The organism is Nostoc sp. DSM 114161 (assembly GCF_052692665.1).
Genome location: NZ_CP195141.1, coordinates 8,070,347 through 8,087,084 on the forward strand (window position 1 = coordinate 8,070,347; position 16,738 = coordinate 8,087,084).

Sequence of the window (16,738 nt, forward strand, 5' to 3'; positions counted from 1 at the left end):
GATGAATGAATAAGTCAATCATACCTCGATTCTGACTTGTGACTACTAAGTGCCTAATGCTGACAACTGTTGATTTTAAACACAAGCCATCTATAAAAGTTTACGATTCTTCATCCGTAAATATTCTGTGAGACATAGCTGATGTGGCTACAATCTGATAATATTTTTACCAAGTAGAATAATTGCTTATTCTCTTTTTCTTGAACCCAGTGATTTTTGGGTATTTTTTGGGAAAGGAAAATAAAAAATGTCTCATTTATTGTGGAAAACTCTGGTACTAAGTCCAGTAGTTTTAGGAGTGACGGTGTTGGTTTCCGCTAGGGCTATAGCTGCTGAGGTAGCAAGCTCTTCTGAAGATACAAAGGCAAAAGCTGTTCACGCAGAAGCACCAGAAACTATTGGCGCTTCGCTATCGATGCAAATACAGCAACCCACTGCCGAAAAATTTGTGGTTGCCCAAGCAAAGACTGATGATAGTCAAGTCTTAGAACAAGTTAACCGCTACAGCAGCGAAGGCAAAAAACAGAATTCGCTGTCTCAAGTCACATCAGTTTCTCAGTTTTCTGACGTACAGCCGACTGATTGGGCATTCCAAGCTTTGCAATCTCTGGTTGAGCGCTACGGTTGTATTGCTGGATACCCGAATAGCACTTACCGTGGTAACCGGGCCCTGACTCGTTATGAATTTGCCGCAGGTTTGAATGCTTGTTTAGACCGGGTTAATGAACTGATTGCCACAGCAACTGCTGACTTGGTGACAAAACAGGATTTGGCCACTCTCCAACGTTTGCAAGAAGAATTCTCAGCAGAACTGGCAACTCTGCGCGGTCGAGTAGATGCTTTAGAAGCCCGTACTGCTGAATTGGAAGCAAATCAGTTTTCCACTACAACCAAACTAGTGGGTGAAGCTATTTTTGCCGTTACTGATATATTTGGCGGTAACACTGGCGACGTTAATAACACTGTCTTCCAAGATCGGGTGCGTTTAGACTTGCAAAGCAGCTTCACGGGTAAAGACGTACTACACACCCGTCTGGCGGCTGGTAATGCAATAGCCTTTAATCAAATAGATGATGCTGGTTTTCCTATCAGTACTGCTGAAGGTTCACAAACGTTTCAAGTCGGTACTACTGGTAACAATAGTGTAATTATAGACTGGCTGTCTTATTACGTACCCATTGGTCCAGCCCAACTTTACATTGCAGCTACCGGAGGTATTCACAGCGATTACGTTGCCACTAATAACCCTTATTTTGAGGATTATGACGGTGGTAATGGTGCGTTGTCTACCTTTGCTTCTGAAAGCCCCATCTATCGCATTGGTGGTGGCGCAGGTGCGGCATTGACTTTACCCTTTGGCAAAGGTGGTAGCATTTTCAGACCAAGTTCCCTGACCATAGGTTATTTGGCGTCAAATGCTAATAATCCTATAGCCAATCAAGGTTTGTTCGAGGGGAATTATGCTGCTCTAGGACAGTTGAACTTTAGTATTGGCGATAGCTTGGCGATCGCTGCTACCTACGTTCACGGCTATCATGGTGCTGGAGGCGGTAATTTATTCGATCTAGGTGGTGGTTTGGGTAGTACTAACCGCGTCGTAGGTACCAATCAAGCAAATACCTTAACTGCGCTAAACGGATCTTCAAGTAATTCTTACGGTATAGAAGCAGCCTTCAGACCTAGCGACAAACTGTCAATTAGTGGCTTCATTTCTTACCACGATGTCACAGGCTTCGGCGCAGATGATGATTATGAAGCTTGGAGTTACGGTGTTGGGGTAGCCTTGCCTGACTTCGGTAAAAAAGGTAACGTATTGGGTATTTTTGCTGGTGCAGAACCATATGCCCGTAACCGACCAGCTTTTGCTGGTACTGGTAATGACATACCTTATCACTTTGAAGGCTTCTATAGATACCGCGTGTCAGATAACATCTCAATCACCCCTGGCGTGATTTGGTTGACTTCTCCTGGTCAAAACAGTGCTAACGACGATGCCATTATCGGTACGCTAAGAACAACTTTCACGTTCTAAAGGTTTAGCAAAATACTATTGAGTCACCAAAGATTTTAACTTTGGTGACTTAATTTTGTTATTAGTCATTAGTCATTAGGTCATTGGGCATTGGGCAAGGGGGAAGGGGGAAAGGAAAGATTTTTGTTTTCCCTTTAACCTTTACCCTTTTCCCTTTTCCCTTAGCGAAGCTATGTCCTCATCTCCCCATACTCAATGGCATTTAACAAATATTTGTGCAGACAAAGTTAATCACATCTGCAAGCCCTGATTGAGTTTTCAAATTAGTAAATATAAAAGGTTTATCGCCACGCATTTTTTTAGCATCGCGTTCCATGACACTTAAATCTGCACCGACATAAGGTGCAAGGTCAGTTTTGTTAATCACTAATAAATCAGATTTAGTAATGCCGGGGCCACCCTTGCGGGGAATTTTATCGCCAGCGGCAACATCGATGACGTAAATTGTTAAATCTACTAATTCTGGACTAAAGGTAGCTGCTAAATTATCGCCGCCACTTTCTAAAAAGACTAAATCTAAATCGTTAAAACGTTCCTCTAATTGTTCAATTGCTGCTAAATTCATAGAAGCATCTTCACGAATGGCAGTATGAGGACAACCTCCAGTCTCTACACCCAAAATGCGATCGCTTGCTAAAGCCTGAGAACGTACTAAAAATTGAGCGTCTTCTTGAGTATAAATATCATTTGTTACCACTGCAATCTGATACTGCTCGCGCAACCTTTTGCACAAAGCATCCACCAAAGCCGTTTTCCCGGAACCAACCGGGCCAGCAACACCTACTCTAAATGCGTTTTTTGTCATTGGTCATTTGTCATTAGTCATTGGGCATTGGGGATGGGGCATTGGGCATGGCGCATGGGCATAGGGAGAATAATAACTCTTAACTCCTAACTCCTAAATAATCTTGTATACTGCGTTTGATGCTGCATACTTGCTAGAGATAAACCCCAACTCCAACAGCTGAGTTGTTCATCTTCCAAGGTTAGAATTTCTAATGCCATATTACTAATTAATGGTTGCAATTCTAGTAATAATTGCTGTCCTGCTGTTTGCCCCAGGGGAATAAGTTTGACGCCAGCTGTAATCAAATTGCTCGCCCAACTGTGCAGATATGCTAATAATCCGGCTTTGATGTTAATCTGCCAATGGGCAAGGGCGATGCCAAAAGCGATCGCATAATTGCAAGGATTACCTACACTATTGGTTATAGGTAGAATCTCAGGTTCTAGTTTACCAAGTAATTGGATGAGCGATCGCCCCATTTGCCAACTAGAGGCGCGTAGTTCTTCTGTTTCTCTAGCAGCGGATAACCACAAATTCCAAGAGCATAAAGACTCTACATCACCCATTTTTGCAGATTTCTCCGCTCGCGCCATTACCGCCGCCTCTAGTCGAATTGCGCCGTAAGTTAATTGTGCTTCTAGCCAATGTTTGAGAGATGCTTGATTGGCGATCGTACCATTTTCTACCAATGTTTCCAAGCCTTCAGAATAGCTATATGCTCCCACAGGCAAAGCAGGACTAGCCAACTGTAAAATATTTAAAAAATGGCTATCAGTGAGCGTGATGGTGTTGTCCATAAGCTCCCAATTCTGGCTGAAACGGTAAAATTTCTTCTTTAACTTCTAATCCCAATTGTTCCAACATTGTGCGTAAAACTGAATCTGAAGATATGCGTAAATAAGTCGGGGTAATTTCTACAGGTACGTGGCGATTTCCTAAATGATATGCTGCCCTGAGTAATAAAAGTGGTGTTTCGGCAAAGGTAGTCATCACTAGTTCTGGTTTAGCAGTAATTCTAATTAAATTGTTAGCCGCTTCATCTTGGAGAATATCACCATCGTGTAAGACAGTTCCTCTAGGTAAATGTAAATATACAACCTTCCCATCTTCTGTTTCAAAGCGATGACGGCTACGGGTACGTTCTTCGGCTGTTAGCGCCAGAGTCAAACTGACTGCTGTATTGTAATTAGGTGGCCTGATTTGGGTAAATGTCAGCATCAGAGTTTCGCCCGATCTAAAACTATCAACTCATTATCTTAAGCGATTGGGCTCCTTTTTGATTGTGTAAAATCATAACGCCTGTTTTGAGTATTGCGAATTCAACTCTGATTTGGGTTAACTGTTAATTTTTAAATAAAATTTGAGGTAATTTCGAGCTAATATTCAGTAGTTTATACTTTATCTTTTCTATATATCATAGGTTAGAAGTAGTTCTCACAAAGTGTTTTTAACAATGATAAGTAGAAGGACTAAATTAAACCTAACTCGATCTCGCCGGGTTTCGACTGCGCGGAAGTTGAGCGTAGTCGAAACTCAACCCTCAAGGAATAAGCTTATCGAGCATTGAGCGTTCGCGTAGCGTCTCCCCTTGGGAGAAGACACATTTCGACTTCTAAATAATTGTGTTCACCTAATTACCCATCGATTTTATACTAACCTCTAATGAGATGGATGTAATATTTATTAAGCGAACTGCAAAGTAAAAGCTGGGTAATATTGGGGATTAATTCATTAACGAATGTCGTCGCTAAGTACACCAAGTGAGAGATTAATTAAGTAATTTTCCAGTGTAAATTTCTAGAAATTTTGTATTAGCTATTATTAGTATACGAACATTAAATTTTTAAAAATTTTATTGACCGATAAAAGCCAATTGCTATATAGTTATAGAATGAATTAAGTAGTGATTTAAAAGATAAATATTGCAAAAGGACAAGTTTTTACCAGCAAGTTAATTGGTAATTTTTTGCATATTTATTTTATTTCGCAACAATTAGCAAATATTTATCCATAATTTTTCTCGCTTTGGAATTTTGTAGAAGCAAAGCTGTTGCAAGCGGGATATTTTCAATTTTTGAGTCCTCTGGTAAGAATTATGAGGTAGATTATGCGGATTTTAATGATTCAACCCAATTATCATTCTGGCGGTGCAGAAATCGCTGGAAATTGGCCGCCAAGTTGGGTTCCCTATGTTGGCGGGGCGCTAAAGACAGCTGGGTTTAGCGATATTCGCTTTATTGATGCCATGACAGATTATATTTCTGATGATGCTTTAGCAAAAATGATTGCCAAGCATCAGCCGGATGTGGTTTTGGCAACAGCAATCACGCCGATGATTTACCAATCAGAAAAAACTCTGAAAATAGTTAAAGAAGTTTGTCCCCAAGCCAAGACAATTATGGGTGGGGTTCATCCTACCTATATGTATAATGAAGTTCTTAATGAAGCTCCTTGGGTTGATTATATTATTCGGGGAGAAGGCGAAGAGATTACAGTTAATTTGATAAATGCGATCGCTAATGGTACTGTAGAGAGCGATCGCCGCAATATTTTAGGAATTGCCTTTCTAGAAGATGGGCAAGTCATCGCTACACCAGCCCATCCCCCCATTGCTGATTTAGATACCCTGACCCCAGATTGGGATCTATTAGATTGGAAAAAATATATTTATACTCCTCTCAACGTGCGGGTAGCAGTGCCCAACTATGCTAGAGGATGTCCTTTCACCTGTCGTTTTTGTTCTCAATGGAAATTCTGGCGCAAATATCGTTCTGGAAGTCCCAAGAAATTTGTCGATCAAATTGAAATTTTGGTGAAAAAACACAAAGTTGGTTTTTTCATTCTTGCTGATGAAGAACCAACTATTAACAAACCGAAATTTATCGACCTTTGTAATGAATTGATCGAACGCAATTTGGGTGTTTACTGGGGAATCAATACGCGGGTAACAGATATATTGCGGGATGAAAAAGAATTACCTCTTTACCGCAAAGCCGGACTGGTTCATGTTTCCTTGGGTACAGAAGCAGCAGCACAGCTAAAGTTGAATTTGTTCCGTAAAGAAACAACTATCGAACAAAACAAACGGGCAATTCAACTGTTAAAAGAAAATGGCATGGTTGCTGAGGCTCAATTTATTATGGGTTTGGAAAACGAAACTCCAGAAACAATTGAGCAAACCTATCAGATGGCTTTGGATTGGAAAACAGACATGGCCAACTGGAATATGTTTACACCTTGGCCATTTTCCGAGTTATTTGAAGATTTAGGCGATCGCGTAGAAATTCGCGATTACTCTCAATATAACTTTGTCACCCCAATCATGAAACCAGACGCAATGGAACGGGAGGACGTTCTCAAAGGAGTACTGCGAAACTATGCTCGTTTTTACCTTAGAAAAACCATTGAATATTGGTTTGTGAAAGATCCCTTTAAACGCAAGTATCTTTTAGGTTGCTTGAAAGCTTTTGTGAAAACTACTCTTAACAAACGTTTTTACAACCTCAAGCGAATTAAGTACAAGGGTTTACACACCGAAGTCGAACTTGGTTTTGATGAATCGAAGATTCTCACCCGCGAACAAATCACCCAGCGCCAGCAAGAACATCCAGAACTGATGGCAGATGTAAATTTTACAGGCAATATTTCTGCCTGTGGCGCACCTAACGAACTGCCAGAATTTGTAGAGGAAGAACAAGTTTCAAAAAAGTAGCCGCGTTGAATATGCCAGGCAATAGGCCAATACAGTTCAGATAAGACCAAAACACTTGTAGAGACGGCGATTTATGAGCCAGCGCGTTGCGGAGCGAGTGTGGTCTTGGGGGTTTCCCCCATGAACAACTCGCGTTGGGGTTCCCCCCGTTGTAGCGACTGGCGTCGCGTCTCGTAAAACCCACAATTTTGTACAATTAGCCTTTAACCCAATACGCTTGGGTTAAAGCGTTGACTGTTGACGGTTCACAGTTAACAGTCAACAATCTTCTATGGAATATTTTTTTACGAAGTCCCTTACAGTTGCCGCACTACTGGCTGACCATCTTTGACTTCACCAACTAAAACTAAATCGACGCAGTTAACGAAGATTCCATTTTCCAAAACACCAGGAATATTATTCAACGTCTTTTCTAAGTTCGCTGGATCTTCAATAGAGTCAAATCTGACATCTAAAACAAAATTTCCTTGGTCTGTGATTACTGGGCCGGCTTTTTTGACACCCATACGGAGTTCTGGTTTACCACCGAGTTTTTTGATGGCATTAGTTACAGGAGTAATTGCCATTGGAATCACTTCCACGGGTACAGCGAAACTAGAACCCAAGCGGTCTACTAACTTACCACCATCTACGACGACGATAAACTGTTCTGCTAGGTAATCTACGACTTTTTCGCGGGTATGTGCTGCACCACCGCCTTTAATCAAATTCTTCTGGGGATCGACTTCATCTGCCCCATCAATGGCAATATCGATATGGTCAATAGCATCTAAGGTGGCGAGAGGAACGCCATACTCCTTTGCTAGCACTTCTGACTGAAACGAAGTCGGTATGCCAATGATATCCTTAAGTTCGCCAGACTTGAGGCGATCGCCCAGATACTGAATTGTGTATGCTGTAGTTGACCCCGTACCCAACCCCACAATTGAACCCGACTTTACTAAGGCGGCGGCGGCTTTGCCAACTTCTTGCTTCATCAACTTTACGGGATCTGCTGCTGCGGTCATTCCCAAAACTCCTGAAAAACTGACTATAGTCCATAGTAGTGGTCAAAGCCCTTCGGCGGGGAAAAGGTTAAAGGGAAAAGGGAAAAAGGGAAACATAAACCCCATATCTGAAGATAGGGGCTTGTAATATAGACTCGTTGCAAGCAATCTCGGTAGAAATTTTTCTTTTTTTACATAAATAGAATTTAGGGGCTTGTATCCCTTTCCCCTTTCCCCTTTCCCCCTTACCCTTCCCCTTCTTGGTCAGATAACACCAAAAGATGAAAGCTAAAAAACAAGTTTTTGCTGATTTCTACTTCTTGGATGACCAAAACAAGCTGCCACAGCTAGCTACGCAACATTGATGACTCTAAATCCGTCACTAGCTGAGTTACTGGTTCTTAGAAACACCAAAATTGGCCGTAACCTCAGTAATGTAGTTTTTTAAAGCTAAAAGTGGTTATTATGATGCGTCACCTTTCGATTACTTTATCTTTAGTAGCACTACTACAAAACTTGCCTGCAATTGCTCAAACTCAAGGCCCAGGAACTACTTCTGAAGTACCATCTGATTCTATTCAACAGGTAGTTTCCGCCAAATGGATGACAAATTTTGCCGATGGCCAATTTTATCCAGAAAGGTTAGTGAGTAGAGCAGAATTAGCAGCGATTATGGTGAAAGCATTTCGCTTAGATAAAAGACAAGAGGTTAACAAAGAAAATTTAGCGATTCCAGATGTTCCTCGGTCTTATTGGGCATTTAATGATATACAGACAGTGTTAAAAACCGATATTATGAAAGGCTATCGAGGAAATCAATTTTTTCCTAATCAAAAGGTAACCAAGGCAGAAGCTCTGGCTATTTTCGCCCAGGCTTATGGTGTATTTCAGTTTCCCGATAATGCTGTTGATGAAATTCTCGCTGCATATCCAGATGAAAAGTCTATCCCATCTTGGGCGAGAAAAGCGATCGCCACAGTAGCTACTGAGGGATTTCTAAATACAGATGCTCAAAACAATATTTCCCCATTACGGCCTGTAACCCGTGGCGATATGGCTTATGTTTTGAGTAGATATTTGCAACGCCAAAAGCAACAACCTGAAACACCAGAGGTTCCGATTATTCCAAATAGCCAACCATCTCCTTAGTAGAATTTTTAATTACACAGTCACTTATGAGGTTCATTGATTGCTAACAGTCAACAGTCAACAATATCACCTTTGATTCTGACCTCTACGTTTTTCTAGAATATCGAGGAGATATGAGGCAGTAGAATTTGGCCGTGCCGCCGGCTGCTGTGAGCCATAATTCCCATAAGTAGACTGCGGTACTTGCGTCGGCTGTTGCAACCCATAATTCCCATAAGTAGGCTGCTGTAAGCCATAATTTCCATAAGTAGACTGCGGTACTTGCGTCGGCTGCTGCAACCCATAATTCCCGTAAGTAGACTGCGGTACTTGCGTCGGCTGCTGCAACCCATAATTCCTGTATCCCGTAGAATTTGTGGGTGGAACAACAGTTTGATTCGGATAGCTAGAGTAAGGTGCAACAGAGTTGACTGAAGGCGCTACTAGTGGTTGAACGCCATTTAAAGTACTGTAGGGATTTGTCTGCGAGTTTATATCCGTTGGGGTGTAACTCGTCCCAGGATTTAATCCAGTAGTTGGTATTTGGCTGGATAAGCCGTTCAACGGTACTACCGACGTTGTTTGTCTGTCAGAGACGCGCGCCAAAGCATTTGGCTGATTCCCATTAATGTCATTGAAGCCGGACAAATTCTGTTTTGTCGATTCGTTGAGTGCTGCTTGCAGAGGGCTAACGGAGACAGAGTTTTGATTTTTGTTAGTTTGATTAGTTAATTCAATTCCTAACCCAGAAGATGTTTGTTGATTTTGTGTTTCGGAGGCGTTACTTAAAGAAGGGTTAAGACCGAGAAACTCGCTATTACTATCAGGTATCCCAGTACGCAACAAATTTTCTGTTTGTGCAATAAAAGGATTTTTTATAGGTGGAGGAACTTCGGGATTAACTGTTCCTAAACCATATTTTGATTTGTTATCACTAAAAGACTTTTGTTTATTAATTAGCTCATCTAATAAACCTGTGCTCTTTTTTTTATCGCTGTTTTCGTTAGAGTTATTTGTTGTTAGGGGGAGAGCTGCTTCGTCAAAATCATTAAACAAGACTGGCAAGTTATCAATATCTGCTGCAATAGCTTTGTTTTCGTTTGACAGGGAGGAGCCAGCAGAGTTTTGTGAAGCGACTTGTTTTTTTTGCTTATAAACGAAAATATCTGGGTTTGACCAGTACTGCCAGGTTACTAGCCCGACTACAGATAAAAAAATTGCAGTTACCCAAAAGCCAGGTCGCCCTAGATTCCATAACCTGGCTCTCAGATACCGTAAGTAGGCGGGAGGATAATGACGCTTTGGCATGGGATTAGTAATTGATATTTACTAGAAATAGTTAACAATTGAGGTAAGCAGCATTACTGTTTGATGCTTTTGCCTTTTTAGTCAGCAAATATCTCAATTGAAGGTGGATGCTCTAATTTCATCCTAACTGCTCAATAACTTATTAGTCATTAGCAATTGACACCTAGTAGTCAAAAATTTACAACTGTGTATTCTATATATCTAAGTAAGTGGGCGAAAAAAATTTAATTTATATTTCTTAATATAAATTGGGTGTGGGTTGCTTTGTCGCCAAGGGCTGCACTTAAATTTTTTATAGTGCCTGAGGCTACTTTAGACATACATACATTTTCTATATTTAGATTTATTAATATAGCTTGAAATATTAGTGATGACTTACTTATCCAATTTTCTTTACTCTTTCCAGTTATGTAGCTATAATCACACTGTCGGCGCATTATGGCTTGAGCCTAACGCAACGGCAGTTACAGTCGGTTAAAGCCGCCGATCCTGCCTCCCTACTTAAGATTTACTTTTAGGACTTACGTAAAAATTCTTTCAAACCCTCTTTCTTCTCTGTGAAACGCTGCACAAACGTGTCTTTGCGTTCTTTAGGGACATCTAAGAATTAAATTACTCAATTCCTGGATTCAACCTCACTAGCCAATCTTTTGTCCCCCTGCCTTCCAAAACGATTGATTATTTTATTAGTTTGAAGTCCCTTGTAGTTCGTTCTTCCGTGAACTTTGCGTAAGTCCTGACTTGATAAATGGTTTCTTAAGCTAGATTTTTAACAGTAAGTAAAAATCTGAAGTTTGATAGATGAAATTAGGACATCAATTCAATCAATATTCTTGCAATCAGAGAAAATTTTTAGTTCCAAATCTCTTATTATTAGGTGAATATTCTGGGCAATTCATTGCTTCTTCTGTTAGGACAATAGAAGGTTTAACCGCACATTTGATATAATTATTATTTGAATAAAATCGACATTTTTTACAAGGAACTTTGTGTGAAGTTTTAGTGGGTAAAACCATTTTACGGTCTAAAAATGACCTGAGTTTTTGCAACACTAGCAAAAAAACTACCCAACCGATGATAAACCCAAGGGGCGATAAGGATATAGCTATATCAGGAATAGTCAATTGATTTGTTGGTGGTTGCTCCTTTTTGACTTCATTAGGGATTACGCGATCTAAATTTCTATTGGCTGCTACAGTTCTTTGCAGGATTTCAGTATCATACATATTATTTACCTTTTGCTCTCGTATTTAATGCTTAACTTTTAGAAAGTCTGACTTATAAAGTCTTGCTACAAAAATCCTCTATGTTGTCTATGTTCAAATATTTACATATTCAAAATTTAGATAACTAGGTATGTTGGCCGATTCAATTTATTTCCTTGTGTTTTAATTAGCTGAAAACGATCGCGGAGTTTTAAGTACATTAGATGAAAGTTAAAACGCAAAATTTACAAGGTTTTAATTATAGGTTTACCAAAATAAGATTTCACCTATATCTGCCAAGAGTTTTGCTTATAATTTACAGCTATATATCCAAGGGAATAAATTATACAAGAGGCGAAAAATGTAAATACTTTTATGCTAAAATTTCTAGAATGATTTTCTTAAACTTGGCTGGACATTAGACTTGAGTTAATTCTGAGTAATAAATATTACTTCATTTAATTTGAAATGAACCGATCGGTCATCAGAATAAAGAGTCTGAGAAGTTTTTTGCGTAAGTCACAAGTCATAATATGAAATAAAAAAGTAAAATTAAATAATTAAATTAATCGTATTTTGTCTTGTTGGATAAGGAAGACGCTGTGGTTGTAATATCAGGTTAGATTAATGACTTATCTTTAGAACTGACGCAGTTACGCGGAGAGTTTTGAATAGTCAGCGATCGCCGTAACTGAACACAAGATATGCAGATAAAAAGAGTTTTTTGCTCAGTAATTAAGGAGATTTATGATATAAGACATATATCTAGATTGATTGGGCTGTAAAACAAAACTCAATCATTAGATTACAAATTACTAATATTTATTTTGAGGCAATAATTTATGATAAGATTTTGGCGAGAAGCAATAATTTGTGTTCTCACAACAATTGTGTTAACAATTGTGCTAAATTCTTACAATTCAGTACCTATAGCTGAAGCACAACCTACAACACCAACAGCAACAAATAGATCGCTTACTTCTGTAGCTTATCCTAATAGAGGATTGAGCGCTTCTCCGGCACAATTACCACCATTACCCTATGGTTATGGGGCGCTAACAAAAGCTATAGATGCTGAGACAATGAAATTGCATCATAGCGCCCACCATGCTAGCTATGTCAACAACTTAAATGATGCATTGAAGCAATATCCAAACTTGCAAAAAAGAAGTGTTGAAAGTTTACTACTAGATTTGAACAGCGTACCTGAAAATATTCGGACAAAAGTGCGTAATAATGCTGGCGGTCACCTCAATCATACAATTTTTTGGCAACTAATGAGTCCCCAAGGTGGAGGACAACCAACAGGAGCGATCGCTCAAGAAATCAACAAAACTTTTGGTAGTTTTGATGCCTTTAAAAAAGAGTTTAACGCGGCTGGTGCAGGTCGCTTCGGTAGTGGTTGGGTTTGGCTAGTACGTAACCCTCAAAATCAACTCCAAATTGTGACTACAGCGAATCAAGATAATCCAATTATGGATGGTTTTTATCCGATTCTGGGTAATGATGTGTGGGAACACGCTTATTATTTGAAATATCGCAATCGCCGTGCTGACTATTTAAATAATTGGTGGAACGTAGTGAATTGGCCGCAAATTAACAGGCGATCGCAATCGTCACAGTAAGATTATTAGCAGCGATCGCTACGCAGATTTAGCAGTATAACTCCAAGAAATAAATTCCTAAAACTTGTAGGATAAGCTTTCTCACCTGCCTAATTGCTAGGACAGGTTAGACACCTATCCTACAAGAAATAGGTTAGCATTATAAAGCTTTATCCCACTCTAATTGATGAGCTAAACCATACTTGATAAAATCTTCTACTTCAGCTTTATCGCTTTTACCAAAAACGCCCAAACTGTAAGGATTATCTTCCATACGTTGTGTAACTTGCTCTTTTTCAAATTCCATCACTTCTTCTCTAGATCGATCTGGTTTAAAAAAGTCTATAACTAAAACAGTGCGATCGCGATCGGTGTAATTATGCGGACAGTGTGGATAACTGTGATCTAAAACCATAATTTTTCCCTCATGCCAATAAAGCTGTTCGTGGCAGATTTTCATAGCTACATCTCCTTCTGGCACAATTAATCCTAAATAGCCACGATTCATGTGAGGGTTATAGTTCACATGTAGCTTAATATCTAAGCCTGGATGAAATGTACCAAAATACGCATTTCTGATAATTTCATCATGCTCAAGGTTAATCTTTTCTATTACCTGAGCCAAATTTGGAAAATATTTTTCTCTTAATAGCAATGCTTTTGCTGATGCCTCCTCTGACGCGAAATCAGGATATTCTATTTGATGCATTTTGATATATTCTTCAATAAAAAGACCTTGAAATAAAATACCAAAAGCACTGTATTTAGAATTTCCCTTTGTTTTAATCGTTTTATTTTTGGGCCCCTGAACATCGTAAGTAAATTTTAATTCTTCGTCAGATGCATTTTTAATAAAGTATTTAAATTCATCTCTAATTATTTGCCAGTTATCTTGGAAACCTTTAAGAAAAGGAAATTGCTCTGGATCTAAATGATATTCATTAAAACTTTCCATTGCCTTTACTCCTGAAGATGATTTCATAAAAAACTGTTACATCTTAATGGGATTTAGTCTGCGTCCCGGTACGATGTGGAAATTCGTAACTAAACTCATTTTAGTGTGAGGTCTACTGTGTCTGAAGCTTCCCTATTAGATAGAGTTATCAAAAATGTGCGGGTAGTTCGTCCCCATAATGATGCTATCGAACTACTTGATTTGGGAATTAAAGATGGGAAATTTGCTCAGATTGCTTCTCATATTAGCCCAGACACAGCTAAAGAGGTCTTTGATGCCAAAAACTTGCTGGGGTTTCCTGGAGTCGTGGATGCCCATATGCACATCGGTATTTATCAACCCCTCGATAAGGATGCTGTAACTGAAAGCAAAGCAGCGGCAATGGGAGGTGTGACTACTAGCTTAAATTACATCCGTACAGGGCAATATTATCTCAATAAAGGCGGTTCTTATCAAGATTTTTTTCCAGAGGTTTTAGCGTTATCCGCAGGTAATTTTTTTGTTGATTACAGCTATCACATTGCACCTATAGCCAGCCAGCACATTGATGAAATACCTTTATTGTTTGAAGAACATGGTGTATCTTCGTTTAAAATCTTCATGTTTTATGGTGGCTACGGGTTGCATGGTTTGTCAGACCAGCAAAACCTATTTTTGATGATTAATAAAGAAGAACGCTACGATTTCGCCCATTTTGAATTTATTATGCGCGGTCTAACTCGCTTGATGGAAAAACATCCACAGGCGCGAGATACTATTAGTTTAAGTTTGCATTGCGAAGTTGCAGAAATTCTTAACGCTTACACAAAAATAGTTGAAAATGATTCTAGTCTTAGCGGACTACACGCTTACAGTGCAGCGCGTCCTGCTCATTCTGAAGGTTTAGCAATTTGCATTGCTTCTTATTTGGCGCATGAAACTAATTGCGTAAATATTAATTTATTGCACCTGAGTTCGCGTAAGGCGATGGAAGCAGCTTTGACTATGCAAAGTGCTTTTCCTCATATCAATTTTCGCCGAGAAGTTACTGTGGGACATTTGCTATTAGATGTTGATACTCCTAATACAATTTGGGCAAAAGTAAACCCACCGATTCGTCCCCGTGCCGATGTGGAATATTTATGGGAAGCTGTACTTAATAATCAAGTAGATTGGATAGTTAGCGACCATGCTTGTTGTTCTGCGGAACAAAAAATAAGTGCTAAAAATCCAAATAATATTTGGTTAGCAAAATCTGGTTTTGGCGGTACAGAATATTTACTTTCTGGTGTATTTAGTGAAGGTAGTAAGCGAGGAATGTCTTACAACCACATGGCTAAGTTGCTATCTTGGAACCCATCGCGGCGCTTTGGTTTATTAGAAAAAGGTGACATTGCTATTGGCTATGATGCTGATTTGGTATTGCTAGATCCAAATGAAAGTTTTGTGGTATGTGCAGCAGAGTCAGAATCACAACAAGGTTATACACCTTTTGAAGGGATGGAGTTAACTGGAAGGGTAAAAAATACCTTTTTGCGGGGAAATTTGATTTACAACAATGGAGAGATTTTGGGTTCGCCTACTGGACGCTATTTAAAAAGATATTCTAGTGGTTCATCGCGTTAATTTTGAGGGTTTTAAGGAACGTAGACGCGGAGCGGCTTGCCACAGGCTACCGCAAAGTACGCAAAGTACGCAAAGAAAGAGGAATTGAAAATGGAATAAATTGATTTTTATTGATGTGGATATGATAATACTGTTCCAAGCTTTGACAAATCTCTATCAACTCGGATAAAGAATAAGCAACCATCATCTGTTCTGTGCCAAGGAGAAGTTGTAAAGCTAGGACAATAGCCGAAGCAATCTTTTACAAATCGAAAATCTCCTATATCGCAGTATCCAGCCAAGCAATATGCTTCTTCGTTATAACATTGAATCATTGGATATCTGCCATCATAATGGGGCAAGATAGCAAGCAACCATACTCCACCGCCATTACTATCTTTTCTAAGGTACTTTTTTTTAGACACCTCAAATTGAACTGTATCTGTCTTGCTCCACGGTAGTAATTTGCTATCCAATGCTGGAATAAAATCCTTTACTTTAGCAAGGGGATGATTATTTAATGCATTTTTATACTCGAATTTGACTGGTCCGTTCTCCATCCAAAGAATTTCAACTTCTTCATTGCCTAACACTTTCCAAGGGCCAATTTTCACACCTGCGGGAATAAAAGAGTAGCCATGTTTGTTTAATTGCCACTCACCTAATTGAATTGCACCCCTCAATACAAAAATTTCTAAATCAGCAGTAAAGTAGCCAGAAGGTGCCTCAAAGTTAGGCGGTAAAACTACTTTTGAAGTGGATGCACCACAGTCATGCCACGTTAGCGATCGCCTACTTCCAAATGCTACATCATCTGACATTCGACTTACTCGCCAATGGTGTTTTTCTGGTACGGTATTTGTATCAAAAAATTGGTACTTGCGGGGTACATGCTCGTGGGAAATTGCTGTACACCTCCCTGATAAATTCATGCCCCCTGTTCCATCTCCACCCCAATCTTCTTTTATAGATGGTACATGCAAAAAATCATCAGTTTGGTTTTCTTGTAGAGAGTTAAAATTTATATTCTCTTCGCCCACAAAATTTATATTCTCCTTGGGGTTTCATTTTTATATTGCCTTAACTCGATTTTTGATGAAAAATTCAGTCGCTAACTGAGCAAATTACCTTTTTTGTGCTATGTTTTGTAGCCATTCAATCAGGGGTCTTAAAGTTCCTGGTAATGCTGCTTCGCTAACAGTCACCGTATGCTGCTTACCGTTATCTTCCACTGTTAATTTATATTGAAAGCGATCGCTCTGGGGGTTAGGCGAGGTAATTCGTTCTGGTAGCCTAAATAAATCAGCAGCTTCCACTAGTTGGGGAAGGGTTTTAGCTTCGTTTGCTGGAAGTTCGGCAGTATCAACCGTTGTTTTCTTCGTAATTCCAGCAAAGCCGCCGGTGCGTTCAAAGGATATCCGCATTTTTTTGCTCTCC

Annotated in this window: 14 protein-coding genes; 5 read left to right on the forward strand and 9 right to left on the reverse strand. The window is 39.5% G+C overall.

The features are described from left to right. The first annotated feature begins 247 nt into the window (after positions 1-247). Positions 248-2,032, forward strand: a complete 1,785-nt coding sequence (locus NSTC745_RS33815; protein ID WP_445634930.1) for an iron uptake porin — start codon at positions 248-250, stop codon at positions 2,030-2,032. 202 nt (positions 2,033-2,234) lie between these two features. Here the strand turns inward: NSTC745_RS33815 and ureG are convergent, their stop codons facing one another. From ureG to ureE, 3 genes are all read right to left on the reverse strand, one after another. Beyond that, positions 2,235-2,837 (reverse strand): urease accessory protein UreG, encoded by a 603-nt coding sequence (gene ureG, locus NSTC745_RS33820; protein WP_445634931.1) that lies wholly within the window; start codon positions 2,835-2,837, stop codon positions 2,235-2,237. Between the two features lie 86 nt (positions 2,838-2,923). Next, positions 2,924-3,616, reverse strand: a complete 693-nt coding sequence (locus NSTC745_RS33825) for an urease accessory protein UreF (protein ID WP_445634932.1) — start codon at positions 3,614-3,616, stop codon at positions 2,924-2,926. Next, positions 3,591-4,037, reverse strand: a complete 447-nt coding sequence (gene ureE, locus NSTC745_RS33830; protein ID WP_445634933.1) for an urease accessory protein UreE — start codon at positions 4,035-4,037, stop codon at positions 3,591-3,593. Before ureE ends, NSTC745_RS33825 begins: the two co-directional genes overlap by 26 nt. Positions 4,038-4,926: 889 nt before the next feature. On the opposite strand from ureE, the gene bchE reads away from it, so the two are divergent. Then, positions 4,927-6,531: a magnesium-protoporphyrin IX monomethyl ester anaerobic oxidative cyclase gene (gene bchE, locus NSTC745_RS33835; protein WP_445634934.1), complete on the forward strand. Its 1,605-nt coding sequence runs from the start codon at positions 4,927-4,929 to the stop codon at positions 6,529-6,531. Between the two features lie 296 nt (positions 6,532-6,827). Here bchE and rpiA read toward each other — a convergent pair whose 3' ends face one another. Next, entirely contained in the window at positions 6,828-7,538 is a 711-nt protein-coding gene (gene rpiA, locus NSTC745_RS33840) for a ribose-5-phosphate isomerase A (protein ID WP_445634935.1), read from the reverse strand. A gap of 447 nt (positions 7,539-7,985) precedes the next feature. Here rpiA and NSTC745_RS33845 point away from each other — a divergent pair, with 447 nt between their 5' ends. Next, entirely contained in the window at positions 7,986-8,666 is a 681-nt protein-coding gene (locus tag NSTC745_RS33845) for an S-layer homology domain-containing protein (RefSeq protein ID WP_445638749.1), read from the forward strand. A gap of 66 nt (positions 8,667-8,732) precedes the next feature. Here NSTC745_RS33845 and NSTC745_RS33850 read toward each other — a convergent pair whose 3' ends face one another. Together NSTC745_RS33850 and NSTC745_RS33855 are read right to left on the reverse strand one after the other, a co-directional pair. Then, a complete protein-coding gene (locus tag NSTC745_RS33850; RefSeq protein WP_445634936.1) occupies positions 8,733-9,953 on the reverse strand; it encodes a hypothetical protein in 1,221 nt (406 codons plus the stop codon). Positions 9,954-10,792: 839 nt separating this feature from the next. Further along, positions 10,793-11,179 carry a hypothetical protein gene (locus NSTC745_RS33855; protein ID WP_445634937.1) on the reverse strand — a complete coding sequence of 129 codons (387 nt, stop codon included), beginning with the start codon at positions 11,177-11,179 and terminating at the stop codon, positions 10,793-10,795. Between the two features lie 821 nt (positions 11,180-12,000). Between NSTC745_RS33855 and NSTC745_RS33860 the strand changes: the two genes are divergently transcribed. Next, a complete protein-coding gene (locus tag NSTC745_RS33860) occupies positions 12,001-12,783 on the forward strand; it encodes a superoxide dismutase (RefSeq protein ID WP_445634938.1) in 783 nt (260 codons plus the stop codon). A 139-nt stretch (positions 12,784-12,922) separates the two neighbouring features. Here the strand turns inward: NSTC745_RS33860 and NSTC745_RS33865 are convergent, their stop codons facing one another. After that, on the reverse strand, positions 12,923-13,717 hold the full coding sequence (locus tag NSTC745_RS33865) for an aspartyl/asparaginyl beta-hydroxylase domain-containing protein (protein ID WP_445638750.1): 795 nt from the start codon (positions 13,715-13,717) through the stop codon (positions 12,923-12,925). Between the two features lie 117 nt (positions 13,718-13,834). Here NSTC745_RS33865 and NSTC745_RS33870 point away from each other — a divergent pair, with 117 nt between their 5' ends. After that, a complete protein-coding gene (locus tag NSTC745_RS33870) occupies positions 13,835-15,322 on the forward strand; it encodes an amidohydrolase family protein (protein WP_445634939.1) in 1,488 nt (495 codons plus the stop codon). A gap of 107 nt (positions 15,323-15,429) precedes the next feature. On the opposite strand, the gene NSTC745_RS33875 is transcribed toward NSTC745_RS33870, so the two are convergent. Further along, the gene (locus NSTC745_RS33875) at positions 15,430-16,341 is read right to left on the reverse strand and encodes a DUF4437 domain-containing protein (protein ID WP_445634940.1); all 912 of its coding nucleotides are present in this window, start codon (positions 16,339-16,341) and stop codon (positions 15,430-15,432) included. An 84-nt stretch (positions 16,342-16,425) separates the two neighbouring features. Then, the gene (locus NSTC745_RS33880) at positions 16,426-16,725 is read right to left on the reverse strand and encodes a protealysin inhibitor emfourin (RefSeq protein WP_096537583.1); all 300 of its coding nucleotides are present in this window, start codon (positions 16,723-16,725) and stop codon (positions 16,426-16,428) included. Between the last annotated feature and the right edge of the window lie 13 nt (positions 16,726-16,738).

Bases quoted from the DNA above. Each gene is read 5' to 3' on its own strand.
- NSTC745_RS33815 (WP_445634930.1), top strand. From the start codon at position 248: ATGTCTCATTTATTGTGGAAAACTCTGGTACTAAGTCCAGTAGTTTTA.
- ureG (WP_445634931.1), bottom strand. From the start codon at position 2,837: ATGACAAAAAACGCATTTAGAGTAGGTGTTGCTGGCCCGGTTGGTTCC.
- NSTC745_RS33825 (WP_445634932.1), bottom strand. From the start codon at position 3,616: ATGGACAACACCATCACGCTCACTGATAGCCATTTTTTAAATATTTTA.
- ureE (WP_445634933.1), bottom strand. From the start codon at position 4,037: ATGCTGACATTTACCCAAATCAGGCCACCTAATTACAATACAGCAGTC.
- bchE (WP_445634934.1), top strand. From the start codon at position 4,927: ATGCGGATTTTAATGATTCAACCCAATTATCATTCTGGCGGTGCAGAA.
- rpiA (WP_445634935.1), bottom strand. From the start codon at position 7,538: ATGACCGCAGCAGCAGATCCCGTAAAGTTGATGAAGCAAGAAGTTGGC.
- NSTC745_RS33845 (WP_445638749.1), top strand. From the start codon at position 7,986: ATGCGTCACCTTTCGATTACTTTATCTTTAGTAGCACTACTACAAAAC.
- NSTC745_RS33850 (WP_445634936.1), bottom strand. From the start codon at position 9,953: ATGCCAAAGCGTCATTATCCTCCCGCCTACTTACGGTATCTGAGAGCC.
- NSTC745_RS33855 (WP_445634937.1), bottom strand. From the start codon at position 11,179: ATGTATGATACTGAAATCCTGCAAAGAACTGTAGCAGCCAATAGAAAT.
- NSTC745_RS33860 (WP_445634938.1), top strand. From the start codon at position 12,001: ATGATAAGATTTTGGCGAGAAGCAATAATTTGTGTTCTCACAACAATT.
- NSTC745_RS33865 (WP_445638750.1), bottom strand. From the start codon at position 13,717: ATGGAAAGTTTTAATGAATATCATTTAGATCCAGAGCAATTTCCTTTT.
- NSTC745_RS33880 (WP_096537583.1), bottom strand. From the start codon at position 16,725: ATGCGGATATCCTTTGAACGCACCGGCGGCTTTGCTGGAATTACGAAG.